14 protein-coding genes are annotated in these 14,822 nt (G+C 63.4%); 10 read left to right on the plus strand and 4 right to left on the minus strand.

The window, feature by feature from the left end:
• Positions 1–171: 171 nt before the first annotated feature.
• Genes ACIP1G_RS31225 through ACIP1G_RS31235 form a run of 3 tightly spaced genes read right to left on the minus strand, consistent with a single transcriptional unit; the run spans position 172 to position 4,716 of the window.
• Positions 172–1,575, minus strand: coding sequence for an efflux transporter outer membrane subunit (locus ACIP1G_RS31225; RefSeq protein WP_400744293.1), 1,404 nt, complete (start codon positions 1,573–1,575; stop codon positions 172–174).
• A gap of 3 nt (positions 1,576–1,578) precedes the next feature.
• Positions 1,579–3,543 (minus strand): MacB family efflux pump subunit, encoded by a 1,965-nt coding sequence (locus tag ACIP1G_RS31230; protein WP_400744296.1) that lies wholly within the window; start codon positions 3,541–3,543, stop codon positions 1,579–1,581.
• Positions 3,544–4,716 (minus strand): efflux RND transporter periplasmic adaptor subunit, encoded by a 1,173-nt coding sequence (locus tag ACIP1G_RS31235; RefSeq protein ID WP_400744299.1) that lies wholly within the window; start codon positions 4,714–4,716, stop codon positions 3,544–3,546. It lies immediately after the preceding gene.
• 287 nt (positions 4,717–5,003) lie between these two features.
• On the opposite strand from ACIP1G_RS31235, the gene ACIP1G_RS31240 reads away from it, so the two are divergent.
• The 5 genes from ACIP1G_RS31240 (at position 5,004) to ACIP1G_RS31260 (ending at position 8,321) form a co-directional block, all read left to right on the plus strand.
• Entirely contained in the window at positions 5,004–5,480 is a 477-nt protein-coding gene (locus ACIP1G_RS31240; protein WP_400744301.1) for a sigma-70 family RNA polymerase sigma factor, read from the plus strand.
• Positions 5,481–5,649: 169 nt separating this feature from the next.
• Positions 5,650–6,129 (plus strand): histidine kinase, encoded by a 480-nt coding sequence (locus ACIP1G_RS31245; protein WP_400744304.1) that lies wholly within the window; start codon positions 5,650–5,652, stop codon positions 6,127–6,129.
• A gap of 72 nt (positions 6,130–6,201) precedes the next feature.
• The gene (locus tag ACIP1G_RS31250; protein WP_400744306.1) at positions 6,202–7,527 is read left to right on the plus strand and encodes an MFS transporter; all 1,326 of its coding nucleotides are present in this window, start codon (positions 6,202–6,204) and stop codon (positions 7,525–7,527) included.
• Positions 7,528–7,621: 94 nt separating this feature from the next.
• Positions 7,622–7,918, plus strand: coding sequence for a type II toxin-antitoxin system MqsR family toxin (locus tag ACIP1G_RS31255; RefSeq protein WP_400744309.1), 297 nt, complete (start codon positions 7,622–7,624; stop codon positions 7,916–7,918).
• 1 nt (position 7,919) lies between these two features.
• Complete coding sequence (locus tag ACIP1G_RS31260) at positions 7,920–8,321, plus strand: type II TA system antitoxin MqsA family protein (protein WP_400744312.1); 402 nt, start codon at positions 7,920–7,922, stop codon at positions 8,319–8,321.
• A 218-nt stretch (positions 8,322–8,539) separates the two neighbouring features.
• Here the strand turns inward: ACIP1G_RS31260 and ACIP1G_RS31265 are convergent, their stop codons facing one another.
• On the minus strand, positions 8,540–10,222 hold the full coding sequence (locus tag ACIP1G_RS31265; protein ID WP_400744315.1) for an electron transfer flavoprotein-ubiquinone oxidoreductase: 1,683 nt from the start codon (positions 10,220–10,222) through the stop codon (positions 8,540–8,542).
• Between the two features lie 533 nt (positions 10,223–10,755).
• Here ACIP1G_RS31265 and ACIP1G_RS31270 point away from each other — a divergent pair.
• The 5 genes from ACIP1G_RS31270 (at position 10,756) to ACIP1G_RS31290 (ending at position 14,641) form a co-directional block, all read left to right on the plus strand.
• On the plus strand, positions 10,756–11,505 hold the full coding sequence (locus tag ACIP1G_RS31270) for an electron transfer flavoprotein subunit beta/FixA family protein (RefSeq protein ID WP_003254232.1): 750 nt from the start codon (positions 10,756–10,758) through the stop codon (positions 11,503–11,505).
• On the plus strand, positions 11,506–12,435 hold the full coding sequence (locus ACIP1G_RS31275) for an electron transfer flavoprotein subunit alpha/FixB family protein (RefSeq protein WP_400744318.1): 930 nt from the start codon (positions 11,506–11,508) through the stop codon (positions 12,433–12,435).
• 212 nt (positions 12,436–12,647) lie between these two features.
• Entirely contained in the window at positions 12,648–13,469 is an 822-nt protein-coding gene (locus tag ACIP1G_RS31280) for a substrate-binding periplasmic protein (RefSeq protein ID WP_400744321.1), read from the plus strand.
• Between the two features lie 9 nt (positions 13,470–13,478).
• Positions 13,479–13,832 carry a DUF4398 domain-containing protein gene (locus ACIP1G_RS31285; protein WP_400744323.1) on the plus strand — a complete coding sequence of 118 codons (354 nt, stop codon included), beginning with the start codon at positions 13,479–13,481 and terminating at the stop codon, positions 13,830–13,832.
• Positions 13,829–14,641 (plus strand): OmpA family protein, encoded by an 813-nt coding sequence (locus ACIP1G_RS31290; RefSeq protein ID WP_400744326.1) that lies wholly within the window; start codon positions 13,829–13,831, stop codon positions 14,639–14,641. The genes ACIP1G_RS31285 and ACIP1G_RS31290 overlap by 4 nt, the downstream gene beginning before the upstream one ends.
• The last annotated feature ends 181 nt before the right edge of the window (positions 14,642–14,822 follow it).

Genomic DNA, 14,822 nt, shown 5'->3' on the forward strand with positions numbered 1-14,822 from the left:
CTGAGAGGTATCTCTCGGTTATCTGAAAGTCTCAGTCAGAGATCAGCGCTGGCGGGCTGAACTCTGATTTTGAGTTTTCACACAGCCTGTACAGGTTCAGCGCAGGCCTGAAGCTTTGTGGGGTACCTGTTGGAGCTGGCTTGCCGGCGATAGGGCCAGTTCAGCCAGACACTACTGCCCGACCTGCCACCCCCCACCCAACGCCTTGTACAACGCCACGCTCCCCTGCAACCGGGCCAGGCGCAGTTGCGCCTGCTGGTCCTGCGCCACATACAAGGTGCGCTGGGTTTCCAGCACGCTCAGCAAGGTCTCCGCCCCCGCGCCATAACGCTGCTGCGCCAGGTCGAAGGCCAACCGTGCCTGCTGCACCTCTTCATCCTGCCACTGCCGCTGGCGGTCCACACCGTGGATGGCATTCAGCGCTTTCTCGACATCGGCAAAGCCGGCCAGGATGCTGCTGCGGTAGGTCTCCAGCAACTCTGCCTGTTCAGCCTCGGCCAGTTCACGCGCAGCGCGCAGCCGGCCGTTGTTGAAGATCGGCGCGACCAGGCCGCTGGTGAGGGTGTAATAGGAGCTGTCGAACAAATGGGCAAAGGTGTTGGCCCCGGCGCCCAGGTTGGCCCCCAGGGTCAGCTTGGGCAGCATGGCGGCGCGGGCGACTTGCACGTTGGCACTGGCGGCGGCCAGGCGCGCTTCTGCTGCAGCGATATCGGGGCGGCGGGTGAGCAGCTCGCTGGGCAAGCCGCTGCCAATGGCCGGCCATTGCAGGGTACCGATCACTTCCTGGCTGGCGGGCAGCGACTGCACCGGGTCGCCGAGCAGGGTCGCCAGGGTGACCCGGCTGTCCTGCCATTTCTGCTCCAGCAACGGCAGCTGACGTTGCTGGGTGGCCACCAGGCTGCGTTGCTGGGCCAGTTCCAGGCGCGTGGCGGAGCCGTTGCGCTGGCGTGCTTCGACCAGGCCCAGTACGTCCTGGGCGTTGCGCAGGTTGAGGCGGGCGATGCGCAACTGCTCTTCCAGGGCCAGGCCTTGCAGGTAACTGTCGGCTACCGCGCTGACCAGGGTCAGCTCCACGGTCTGGCGGTCGAAACGGCTGGCATCCAGGCTGCGCAAGGCGTTGTCGCGGGTGGCCCGCAGGCCGCCCCAGAAGTCGATCTCGTAGCTGGCGCTGAGCTGCGCGTCGAACGAGGTGCTGGTGGGCTCGTTGCGGCTGACGTCGAGCTGGTCATTGCCGTCGCCGTGCAGCAAGCGCTGGCGGCTGCCGTTCAGGCCCAGTTGCAGCTCTGGCAGCAAGGGCGCACCGGCGATCACCGCGCGGGCCTGGGCCTGGCGCACCCGTGCCGTGGCGGCGGCCAGGTCGTGGGCGTTGTGCAGGGCATGCTGCACCAGGCGGTCCAGCTCGCGGCTGGCGAAGGCGTGCCACCACTGTGCCGTTGGCTGGCGAGCCGAGGATGATGCGGCATCGCCTTGCCAGGCGGGTGGCGCGACGATGCCGCTGGCGGGGGTGGGCGGCGTGCTGCAGGCGCCGAGGCATACGCACAAGGTCAACAGGCTGATACGGCTAGGCAGTGTCATGGGCTATTCGCTGGTAAGGGCTTTGACCGGGTCGAGGCGGGCGGCCTTGCGCGCAGGCATGAAGCCGAACACGATGCCAGTGACTACGGCACAGGCGAAGGCGCCGAGCATGGCAGGCAGGGCAAAGGCCACGGCGACCTCGGCCAGCATCAGGCCGCCACCGATGGCCAGGGCCAGGACGATGCCGGCCACTCCGCCGACCATCGACAGCATCACCGCCTCGCTTAAAAACTGGCGCAGGATGTCGCGCTGGCGCGCACCCGTGGCCATGCGGATGCCGATTTCACGGGTACGCTCGCGCACGGTCATCAGCATGATGTTCATCACGCCGATACCGCCGACCAGCAGCGAGATCGCGGCAATCGCCCCCAGCATCAGCGACAGGCTGTTCTGCGTGCGCGCTTCGGCCTGGATCAGCGCCGCGTCGTTGGTCAGTTCGAAGTCCTGGCGGCCGTTGTGGCGTTGGCGCAACAGCCGGTCGATGGCCGCTTCGGCTTCGTTGACCCGGGTCGAATCAATGGCCGCAACGGTGATGTAGTCCGGGTCGCGCTGGCCGAACAGGCGGATGGCCGCGGCGGAGTAGGGCACTGCAATGCGCCCGTCGCTGTCCTGGTCGCCAGAGCTGGCGCCTTTGCCGGCGAGAATGCCGACCACCTGGAACGGCACGTTGCCGATCAGGATGTATTGCCCCAACGGGTCGAGCCCGGGGTCGAGCATCTTTTCCCTGACTTTCTGGCCGATCACTGCCACCGCTGCAGCATTGCTTTCGTCGGCATCGGTGTAGAAGCTGCCTTCGACCGCCGGCCAGTTGAAAATTTCGGGGAACCAAGTGTTGTTGCCGCCGACATAGAATTTCTGGCTGTTGTTGCCGTGGCGCACCATCATCTTTTCACCGATCACCGGCATCACGTGCTTGACCTGCGGCAGCTGGCCGATGGCGGCGACATCATCCAGGGTGATGGTACCGGCCTGTTCGCCCAAGCTCGCCGGCTTGCCGTTGAGGTAGAGGATGTTGGAGCCGAACGCGGCCATCTGCGCCATCACCTGGCGCTTGCTGCCTTCGCCCACGGCCAGCATCACCACCACCGAGGCAACGCCGATAACGATACCCAGCAGGGTCAGGGCGGTGCGAAAGCGGTTGACCCACATCACCCGCCAGGCAGCCTGCAGGGCTTCGAGCAACTCGCCTTTCCATGCCCCGCGCATGGTGGCGCCGCGGTCCAGGCGCTGGCGCAGCTGGTCGGCTTGCAGGCCTTGACCATTGTTGCTGGTGGGCTGTTCGGTGGCCGAGTCGCTGATGATCAGGCCGTCGCGAATCTCGATTACCCGCTGCGCCCGTGCCGCTACTTCGCGGTCGTGGGTGATCAGGATGATCACATGGCCCTGGCTGGCCAGCTCATCCAGCAACGCCATCACTTCGGTGCCGCTATGGCTGTCGAGGGCGCCGGTGGGCTCGTCGGCAAGGATGATATGGCCGCCGTTCATCAACGCGCGGGCAATCGATACCCGCTGCTGCTGGCCGCCAGACAACTGGTGCGGGCGGTTGCCCGTGCGGCTGGCCAGGCCCAGGCGGCCGAGCAGGGCGCTGGCACGAGCGTGGCGTTCGCTGGCGTCGATGCCGGCGTAGATAGCCGGCATTTCGACGTTTTCCTGGGCCGAGCCCGAGGGGATCAGGTGGTAGCCCTGGAACACGAAGCCAAACGCCTCACGGCGCAGCCATGCCAGCTCGTCGCTGTCCAGGTCGGCCACGTCCTTGCCGGCGAAGCGATAGCTGCCGGAACTGGGCCGGTCGAGGCAGCCGAGGATGTTCATCAAGGTTGACTTGCCAGAGCCGGAGGCACCGACGATGGCGACGAACTCGCCGGGGTGGATGGCAAGGCTGATGCCATGGAGGATGTCGACCTTGGGTGTATCGACGCCGCCGTAGGATTTTCGGATGTCGACCAGCTCGATCAGGGGTGTGCTCATTCAGCCTCCGCTCATGCCCGGGGCGCCAATCACCAGGCGCTCGCCCTCGTTGAGGCCATCCAGCACCTGTACCCGCAGGCGGTCGCTGAGGCCGGTGCGCACCTGGCGCTGTTCCACCTTGCCGTCGCGGGTCAGCACATGCGCCAGGCGCAGGCCATCGCCGTCGTCCAGCGCGGCCAGCGGCACGGTCAGCACCTGGCTGGCGTTGCCTGCAACGAAGAACACTTGCGTGGTCATCTCGGCCATCAGCGCGCCGTCCGGGTTGTCGACATCCAGCAGCACGCTGTACTGCACCACCTGGCTGCCGGCGCTGCCATTGCTGACGCTGGCCGGGCTGCCGCCGCCCTGGCTGGCCTGCTCCAGCGGTTTGGGCGGGATCGGCAGCACTTGGCGCACGGTGCTGGTCCAGCGGCGCTTGCCGCCGGCCAGGGTGGTGAAGTAGGCCGTCATGCCGGGTTTGACCTTGCCGATGTCGGCCTCCGACACCTGGGCCCACACCGTCATCGGCGACAGTTTGGCGATACGCAGGATCAACGGGGTTTGCTGCTGGGCATTGAGGGTTTGCCCTTCGCGGGCATCCACTGCTACCACCGTGCCGTCCATGGGCGCGTAGATACGTGTGTAACCCAGCTCGGCCTCGTCGCTGCGCAGGCTGGCCTGGGCCTGGCGGATCTGTGCCTGGAACATGTCGATGCGCGCCTGGGTAACCTTCAGCTGCGCGGCGGCGGTTTGCACGTCCTCGTCACGGGTGGCGCCGGCGGCGGCCAGGTCGCGTTGGCGCTTGAGCTGCTGCTGGGCTAGCAGGTATTGCGCGCGTTGCTCGGCCAGCTGGGCCTTGAGGTTGTCGATCGAGAAGCGCCCGGCATCCAGCCGCGCCTGCTGGGTCGAGGGGTCGATCTCGACCAACAGCTGGCCTTTGCGTACGGTGTCGCCGACTTCGACGTGCAGCTTGTGGATTTGCCCGGATGCCTGCGCACCAACGTCCACATAGCGCCGTGGTTGCAGGGTACCCAGTGCGGTGACGCTGCTTTCGATATCGGCGCGGGTCACGGCGACCGTGCTCAGCGGCTGGGCACCATAGGGCAGGGCCTTCCAGGCCAGCAGGCTGCCCAGGCTGAGCAGGCCCAGGCCTGTGAGCAGGAGCCGGCGACGGGTGTTGGTTAAAGGTCTCATGCAGACATCCAGCCGAGGGGGTGCCAGATAGACGTAAGCGGCAGGGGGGGATTTAGCGAATATTGGGTAGGGGCTGACAGGTGTATGGCGACAGGGTTGTGGCGCCTGTGAAATCGAGCGCCGCCCGCGCGGCGCTCGATTTCACAGGCGGCAAACCTCGACAGCCATACCCTTGTTGCTGAGAATAATTATAATTTGTAAGATCGCACGTTGATATCACTCGGTCCCGCGTTGCTGCCTGAAAGGGCTTTCTGGCAGAGGCTGGCAGGACGATCTCAGGTAACGTCGTGGAACATTACTATCGCGAACTGGTGGGTTTCCTTTCTGCGCGCCTGGGCAGTCGTCAGGCCGCCGAGGATGTGGCGCACGACGCTTACCTGCGGGTGCTGGAGCGCACTGACGCCGAGCGCATCGAGCACCCGCGTGCCTTCCTCTACCGCACCGCGCTCAACCTGGTGGTCGACCGCCATCGGCGGCACCAGGTGCGCCAGGCCGAGCCGTTGGAGGTACTGGACAGCGACGAGCGCTGGCACACCCCGGCGCTGGCCCACAGCATGCAGCTTGATCAGCGCCTGGCGCTGATGCAGCGCGCCCTGGATGAGCTGAGCAAGGTGTGCCGCGACTGCTTCCTGCTGCGCAAGCTCGACGGCATGTCGCACCAGCAAATTGCCGAGCACCTGGGCATTTCCCGCAGCCTGGTGGAAAAGCACATCGTCAATGCCATGAAGCACTGCCGGCTGCGCATGCGCGAGTGGGAATGTTGATTGCCGGGTTAAAGGCAAATGAAAATTCCGTCAGTCAGTCACTTGATTTCTGCGGCTTTCCCGACTTCTATCAAAGAAGACCCCTGCCAGGCATAGCCTTGGCAGTAGCCGATACTGGTGCAGTTTGGTCATGGAGAGTTACTCATTACCCAACTGCCCAGGTCCGACCATGGCAAACAAGACCCTGCGCATCCTCATCGCCGACGCTCATCTATGCCAGCGGCTGCAACTGGAGCGGCTGCTCAATGGCCTGGGCTATTACCGGATAGCGCCCGTGGACACCTTCGAGGAGCTGCAACGCCTGGTGCAGTGTGCCTTGCAGCCATTCCACCTGCTGCTGGGCAACATCGAACTGGCCAGCCATGCCGGGGTCGACCTGGCGCGCTTCTGTCGTGTCAGCACGCAGATCCAGCACGCGTTGCTTTACCACTCCACCCAGTTGAAAGTGCCTTCGGTACCGCAGGCCGAACGCCAGGCTGTCAGCCTGAGCCTGCCGCAAGTACCCGATAACGAGGCATTGGAGTCGTTCATGGCGATCATCGACGCGCCACTGCTGGTCGGCAAGTTGCCACTGCCAGGCACCCTGCCGGCAGCGACGGCCCGGCCGCGGCCACGGGCCAACTTCGCCCACACGGTGTTCAACCGCTAGCGCCGCAGGGGGCAGGGCAAGGGAGCAGGTATTTGCTATGCTCTTGCCCTTTGCCGATTTGCGGACCCTGCCATGACTGCCATCGATACCGCTCGCCCGCCCCGGTTCAGCCGCGGCGACCACAGGACCCTGGGCCTGGCGGCGCTGGGCGGCGCGCTGGAAATCTACGATTTCATCATTTTCGTGTTCTTTGCGCTAACCCTCAGCCAACTGTTCTTCCCGCCCGAGATGCCCGAATGGCTGCGTCTGCTGCAAAGCTTTGGCATTTTCGTCACCGGTTACCTGGCGCGGCCGCTGGGCGGCATCCTCATGGCGCACTTTGCCGACCATCTGGGGCGCAAGCGGGTGTTCAGCCTGAGCATCCTGATGATGGCCCTGCCATGCTTGTTGATCGGGGTGATGCCGACCTACGCCGACATCGGCTATGCCGCGCCACTGATCCTGCTGGCGCTGCGCATCCTGCAGGGTGCGGCGGTGGGTGGCGAGGTGCCGAGTGCCTGGACCTTCGTCGCCGAGCACGCGCCAGCCGGGCGGCGTGGCTACGCCCTGGGTTTCCTGCAGGCGGGGCTGACCTTCGGCTACCTGCTGGGGGCGCTGACCGCGACCTTGCTGGCGCAAATGTTCACCCCGCAGGAAATCCTCGACTACGCCTGGCGCTACCCGTTCCTGCTGGGCGGGGTGTTTGGGGTGATCGGCGTATGGCTGCGCCGCTGGCTCAGCGAAACGCCGGTATTCCTCGCCCTGCGCGCACGTCAGGAACAGCCGGTGACCTTCCCGCTGCGACGGGTGCTGAACGAGCACCGCCGGGCGTTGATCCCGGCGGCGCTGCTGACCTGTGTGCTGACCTCGGCCGTGGTGGTGCTGGTGGTGATTACCCCGACGGTGATGCAACAGCGCTTCGGCATGACCGCCGGGCACACCTTTGCCCTGAGCAGCGTGGGCATTGTCTTCCTCAACATTGGCTGTGTGCTGGCAGGGCTGCTGGTCGACCGCGTGGGCGCCTGGCGTGCGCTGATGCTCTACAGCCTGCTGCTGCCGCTGGGTATCGGCGCGTTGTACGCAAGCCTGGTGGGGCAGTGGGGCATGACCTGGCTGGCTTATGCGCTGGCGGGGTTGAGCTGCGGTGTAGTGGGGGTGGTGCCGTCGGTGATGGTTGGGTTGTTCCCGGCCGAGATTCGCGTATCGGGCATTTCCTTCACCTACAACGTGGCCTACGCGCTTTGGGCCAGCACCACGCCACTGGCGCTGATTGCGCTGATGCCGTGGAGCCCGTGGGTGTGTGTCGGCTTTTGTCTGGTCATGGGCACGGTAGGGCTGCTGACGGCCTTGTATTTCGGGCGTCGCGAGCCATTGGCGTTTGCGGCGGAGCCGATGCCGATCATGTGTGGTGACAAATGACCGGATAAAGGCCCTTGGCGGCTGAGGCAGACTTCCGGGCGGCGGTTATTGAAATAACCTATTAGCTAAATTTAACCTGGAAGGTTAATTTCTCATGGAAAAGAGAACGCCTCACTGCCCGCTGGATCGGCTGCAAGTGCTGTTGAACCAGGGCAAGGTCCGTACTACCCAGGCGGCGACCTTGGGAGCGCGGTCACTTGGGCTAGGTCCCTATGACATGTTGGATGTCGTTCGCAAGCTATCGCCAGGCGACTTCCATAAAAGCATGACGAGCTATTCCGATCACCGTGTCTGGCAGGATGTCTATCGGGCGCGAACCGCCGTTGGCAGGGTCTACCTCAAACTGACAGTGGTCGACGATCTGCTCATCGTATCTTTCAAGGAGCTTTGAAATGAAATGTCCCCTGTGTGGAGGAGCGGAATTGGTCGCGCAGTCTCGAGACATGCCTTATCGCTACAAGGGTGAATCGACAGTCATTCCGGCCATCTTTGGTGACTACTGTCCGGCCTGTGGTGAAGCGGTACTGAGCATGGACGAGGCTCAGCGTATGAGTGACCTGATGACGGCGTTTGAACGCAAGGTTAATGCGGCCGTTGTCGATCCCGGCTTCATTGCTGCCATGCGCAGGAAATTCGACCTCGACCAGCGAGAGGCCGGGGAAATATTCGGTGGTGGGGTCAATGCATTCTCCCGCTATGAAAACGGTAAGACCACGCCGCCAGTGGCGCTGGTGAAACTGCTCAAGCTGCTGGACCGTCATCCTGAGCTGTTCGAGGAAGTACGTACCGCCTGATGCGGTCCCGGTTTCTGAATGGCGCGTTTGTAGGAGCGGCCTTGTGTCGCGAACGGGCTGCGCAGCAGCCCCAGGGTCTCGGTCCCGGCACAAATTGCTGGGGCCGCTATGCGGCCCGATCGCGACACAAGGCCGCTCCTACAACGACCGCATATGTCCAATAAAAAGCCCCCGGCTCGTGAGAACCGGGGGCTTTTGTTACCGCAAGGGCAGGGCCCTTACATGTTCGGGTAGTTCGGCCCGCCAGCGCCTTCAGGGGTGACCCAGGTGATGTTCTGGGCCGGGTCCTTGATGTCGCAGGTTTTGCAGTGCACGCAGTTCTGCGCGTTGATCTGGAAGCGCTTGTTGCCGTCTTCCTGGGTGACCACTTCATACACGCCCGCCGGGCAGTAGCGCTGGGCCGGCTCGTCGTACAGCGGCAGGTTGCTGGCGATCGGCACGTTCGGGTCGGTCAGCTTCAGGTGGCAGGGTTGTTCCTCTTCGTGGTTGGTGCTGGAGAGGAATACCGAGCTGAGCTTGTCGAAGCTGAGCTTGCCGTCCGGTTTCGGGTAGTCGATCTTCTGCGAATCGGCTGCCAGCTTCAGGCAGGCGTAATCCGGCTTGGTGTCGTGCAGGGTGAAGGGCAGCTTGCCGCCGAACCAGTTCTGGTCGACGTAGTTGAACGCACCACCGAGCAGCGGGCCAAACTTGTGCAGCGCCGGGCCGAAGTTACGGCTGGCGAACAGCTCTTCATACAGCCAGCTGGCCTTGAAGGCGCTGACATAACCGTCGAGCAGGTCACCGCCTTCGCGGCCAGCAGCCAAGGCGTCGGCCACCGCTTCGGCGGCAAGCATGCCGGACTTCATTGCGGTGTGGCTGCCCTTGATCTTGGAGAAGTTCAGGGTGCCGAGGTCGCAACCGATCAGCGCGCCACCGTTGAACACCATTTTCGGCAGCGAGTTCAGGCCGCCCTTGCAGATGGCGCGGGCACCGTAGCTGATGCGCTTGCCGCCTTCGAGGTACTGGCTCATCACCGGGTGGTGCTTGAGGCGCTGGAACTCGTCGAACGGCGACAGGTACGGGTTGGCGTAGGACAGGTCGACGATCAGGCCGACCACTACCTGGTTGTTTTCCAGGTGGTAGAGGAACGACCCACCGGTGTTGTCCTTGGCCATCACGTCCAACGGCCAGCCAGCGGTGTGCACCACCAGGCCTTGCTCGTGCTTGGCCGGGTCGATTTCCCAGATTTCCTTCAAACCGATGCCGTAGTGCTGGACGTCGGACTCGTTGTCGAGGTTGAAGCGCTTGATCAGCTGTTTGCCGATGTGGCCACGGCAGCCTTCGGCGAACAGGGTGTACTTGGCGCGCAGTTCCATGCCCGGGGTGTACAGGCCGTCCTTCGGGTTGCCTTCACGGTCGACCCCGAGGTCGCCGGTGACGATGCCGCGAACCACGCCGTTGTCGTCGAAAAGCGCTTCCTGGGCGGCGAAGCCTGGGTAGATTTCCACGCCCAGGTTCTCGGCCTGCTGGGCCAGCCAGCGGCACAGGTTGCCCAGCGAGATGATGTAGTTGCCATGGTTGTGCATGGTCTTGGGCACGAACAGGTCAGGCACCTTGGTGGCGCTGCCGGCATCCTTGAGCACATAGATGTCGTCGCGCTTCACTTCGGTGTTCAGCGGTGCGCCGAGCTCTTTCCAGTCGGGGAACAGCTCGTTCAGGGCGCGGGGCTCGAACACTGCGCCGGAGAGGATGTGGGCGCCGACTTCAGAGCCTTTTTCCACCACGCAGACGCTGATTTCGCTACCGGCTTCGGCGGCCTTCTGCTTCAGGCGGCAGGCGGCGGACAGGCCCGCCGGGCCGGCGCCGACGATGACCACGTCGAATTCCATGTATTCGCGTTCCACAGGTTCTCTCCTACTCATCAAGGCTCGTGCTGTTGCTTTGTCTTATTGGGTGCTTGCGTGCAGTGGCTCATCACGGGAGCGAAACTGTAGCTACGCAAATGACGGACTACACCGTTTTGTCTTGGCCGCGCATTATATCTACACCACTTGGCGGGTCCAATACAAACGTTTGTTTGAATTTGCCGCAGGCCAGTAAAATCACAGGAACGCGGCTGGAGGGTGACCGATTTGCCGTATTGACCGGATTGGGTGTTACGGTCAAGATACGAGCGGTTTTACGTTCGCCGTAGGCTTGCAGCCGGGCGCAGGTACACCTCTAAAGACCAGGTGTGGAGCAGGGTTTTGCGGGCTTGGCCCGGTTTGTAGTGGAGTTTACACGCCACGACAGAAAATGACCCGTGAGTATTTGTCGCAAGAGTCCGAACAAGACTGTTCGGTCACTGTGAAGATACTGCCTCCCGGTACGTTTTTAGAGGTGCCCTTGTACCCACGCGCATCGCCGGGCCTGGCCCCAGGCGACTATCTATTCACCGGAGAGTAACGAGGAATCCATGAAGGTTCTTGTAGCTGTCAAACGAGTGGTCGACTACAACGTCAAGGTTCGCGTCAAAGCGGACAACTCCGGCGTCGACCTTGCTAACGTCAAGATGTCCATGAACCCCTTCTGCGAAATCGCCGTCGAAGAAGCCGTACGCCTGAAAGAAAAAGGCGTTGCGACTGAAATCGTCGTGGTTTCCGTCGGCCCGACCACTGCCCAGGAGCAACTGCGTACCGCCCTGGCCCTGGGTGCCGACCGTGCCATCCTGGTCGAAGCCGCCGATGAACTGAACTCCCTGGCCGTGGCCAAGGCGCTGAAAGCCGTTGTCGACAAAGAGCAGCCGCAGCTGGTCATCCTCGGCAAGCAGGCCATCGACAGCGACAACAACCAGACTGGCCAGATGCTGGCGGCGCTGACCGGCTTCGCCCAAGGCACCTTCGCCTCCAAGGTGGAAGTGGCTGGCGACAAGCTGAACGTCACCCGTGAAATCGACGGCGGCCTGCAGACTGTTGCGCTGAACCTGCCTGCCATCGTCACCACCGACCTGCGCCTGAACGAGCCGCGCTACGCGTCGCTGCCGAACATCATGAAGGCCAAGAAGAAGCCGCTGGAAACCGTTACTCCAGATGCGCTGGGCGTTTCCCTCGCCTCCACCAACAAGACCGTGAAAGTTGAAGCCCCTGCTGCCCGCAGCGCTGGCATCAAGGTCAAATCGGTGGCCGAACTGGTCGAGAAGCTGAAGAACGAAGCGAAGGTAATCTAAATGACTATCCTGGTTGTCGCTGAACACGAGAATGGTGCCGTAGCCCCGGCCACCCTGAACACTGTCGCCGCTGCCGCCAAGATCGGTGGTGATGTGCACGTACTGGTCGCTGGCCAGAACGTCGGCGGCGTTGCCGAGTCCGCTGCCAAGATCGCTGGTGTGGCCAAGGTGCTGGTTGCCGACAACGCAGCCTACGCTCACGCCCTGCCAGAGAACGTTGCGCCGCTGATCGTCGAGTTGGCCAAAGGCTACAGCCACGTGCTGGCCCCGGCCACCACCAACGGCAAGAACATCCTGCCACGCGTTGCCGCGCTGCTGGACGTGGACCAGATTTCCGAGATCATCTCGGTCGAGTCCGCCGACACCTTCAAGCGCCCGATCTATGCCGGTAATGCCATTGCCACCGTGCAATCGAGCGCTGCGGTCAAGGTCATCACCGTGCGTACCACCGGCTTCGACGCCGTGGCCGCCGAAGGTGGTTCGGCTGCTGTTGAAGCGGTTGCTGCTGCGCACAACGCCGGCATCTCGGCCTTCGTTGGCGAAGAGCTGGCCAAGTCCGACCGCCCAGAGCTGACCGCTGCCAAGATCGTCGTTTCCGGCGGCCGCGGCATGGGCAACGGTGACAACTTCAAGCACCTTTACAGCCTGGCCGACAAGCTCGGCGCTGCCGTTGGTGCCTCGCGCGCCGCCGTTGACGCCGGCTTCGTGCCGAACGACATGCAGGTCGGCCAGACCGGCAAGATCGTTGCACCACAGCTGTACATCGCCGTCGGTATTTCCGGCGCGATCCAGCACCTGGCCGGCATGAAAGACTCCAAAGTGATCGTGGCGATCAACAAGGACGAAGAAGCGCCGATCTTCCAGGTAGCCGACTACGGCCTGGTCGCTGACCTGTTCGAAGCGGTTCCGGAGCTGGAAAAGCTGGTCTGATCCGCCTGCTTCACTTATAAAGAACCCGGCCCTCGTACAGGGGGCCGGGTTTTTTTTGTGGTCTGTCCTGGCCCCTGTAGGAGCAGCCTTGTGCTGCGAAGAGGCAGTCACAGCCATAGAGATTTGTTGTTCATGCAGGCCCTTTCGCAGCAAAAGGCTGCTCCTACAGGGGTAGCGTGTGCCGGTAGGGTGCGAAGCAAAAGGAGTGAGGGATGACATTGCGCGGAACGGGCAGGGTGCTGGCATGCATGGCGGCGTTGGTGTCACCACTGGCGATGGCTGCAGGTAAGTGCGAGCGCTTGGTGGCAACCGGTAGCCCCGATGCGCCGCCTTATTCGTGGCAAGACCCGAAAGACCCGAAACACCTGATCGGCGCCAACGTCGACCTGTTGCGCCAGGTGGCTGGCGAGTTGGGCGTAAAGGTAGAGGTGCTGAATGCAGGCCGCCGCGACCAGGCGCTGGAGGAAGTGCGCAGTGGGCGCATGGACCTGCTGCTCGACACCCCCATGCAGGTAGAGCAGTTGACCGCGCTGGACTACATCCACCCGCCGTTGCAGCTCAACGAGTACCTGGTATGGACGCGCCACGATGCCGAACTGACCTTCGATGGCCCGGCAGACCTGGCCAAGTACCAAGGCAGTTTATCTGAGCGCGCGCGCCTGACCCCGGCCTTCACCGCTTTCGCCAAGGCCCAGCTCAAGCTGGTACCTGCACAGAACCTGACCCAGGCATTCCAGAAACTGGTGCTCGGCCAGGTGGACTATGTGCTCGCCGGCCGCTACTCGGGCATGGCCATGGCCCAGAGCCTGGGCATGAGCAATCACCTGATCGCCCGCGGCTTGCCGGTGGATCGGCCGGGCCTTTACCTGGCCTTGTCGCACAACTCCGCCTGCAATGACAGCTGGTTGCGTGGGCAATTGGCGAAAAAACTGACAGAATTGCCGATCTCCGGTGCGTCCGAAGCTGTGCTGCAACGTAATGTCGAGCGCTGGAAAGCGCAGTTGCAGGTGCCGCAGGACGCCCCCAAACACTAGGAAGATTGCGTGAGAACCCAACCACTAATCCTTGCCCTGGCCGTGCTCGGCCTGGCTGGCTGCGCCAATGATCCGGCCCCGAACGAGCAGATGCGCATTTCCGAACAGGCACTGGAACAGGCTCGGGCCGTCGGCGCCACTGAACAGGTCGAAACGCTGAAGCTGGCTGAGGACAAGCTGGCCCGAGCCAAGACCAACATGCTCACCGAAGACTACCGCGATGCGCGCATGCGCGCCGAGCAGGCCGAGCTGGATGCGCGCCTGGCCGAGGCCCAGGTGCTGAACCAGAAGAGCGAAGAGCAGCTGCAGCTGCTGCAGTCGCGGGTCAAGCGCCTGCGCAAGCAACTGGAGGTGCAGCCATGAGCCGCTGTATGCCATTGGCCGCACTGGCGTTGCTGGCGCTGGCTGCAGGTTTGCAGGGCTGCGCCAGCCAGCGCAGCACTGCCGCGCTGGATGAAGCCACTGCCGCCTTCCAGAAGGTCAAGGATGATTCCGATGTGCTGCGCAGCGCGCCGCGTGATGTGATTCGCGCAGGCGAGTCGCTGGCCCGTGCCGAGCGCCTGTCCAGCTACATCGGCACCGGTGCCGATGTGCGGCATTACGCTTATCTCAGCCAGCGCTACAGCGAAATTGCCAGCGAGCATACCAAGCTGGCGCTGAACGAGGAGCGCCAGGCCAAGCTTGACCTCGAGCGCCAGCGCCTGCAGTTGGCATTGCGCGAGGCCAAGCTGGCCAGCGTGCAGCAGCAGGGCAAGTGGGTCGAGTCGCAGATCGCCGCGCTGGCCTCGGAGCAGGCCGATCGTGGCTTGGTGATGACCTTGGGTGACGTGCTGTTCGATACTGGCCGTGCCGACCTGAAGAACTCGGCCAGCCGAACCGTGCTCAAGCTTGTGCAGTTCCTTCAGCTCAACCCGCGCCGTGTGGTGCGTATCGAGGGCTATACCGATAGCACCGGCGCGGCGGAGGACAACCTGAAATTGTCCCGCGACCGGGCACAGGCGGTGGCAGACATGCTGGTGGACCTGGGTATCGATGAAAAGCGCCTGCAGGTTGAAGGCTATGGCGACCAGTACCCGATCGAGGCCAATGCCTCGGAGCGGGGCAGGGCGCAGAACCGCCGGGTCGAGATCGTGTTCTCCGATGACAAGGGCAAGCTCGCGCCGGCGCGCTGAGGATGGGTGGTTCGCCTCGACTCCGTCAGCGCCTGTGAAATCGAGCGCCTCCAGGTGTTCGCCGAGACATTTTCAGCGCCTATGAAATCGAGCGCCGCCCGCGCGGCGCTTCGCGGCTAAAGCCGCTCCTACGTTTGTTTCTGGCCAGTATCGCCTGTGCCAGGCGCGCGCGACCGCCTTG

It is taken from the genome of Pseudomonas sp. NPDC089392 (assembly GCF_044749595.1).
Lineage (GTDB): Bacteria > Pseudomonadota > Gammaproteobacteria > Pseudomonadales > Pseudomonadaceae > Aquipseudomonas.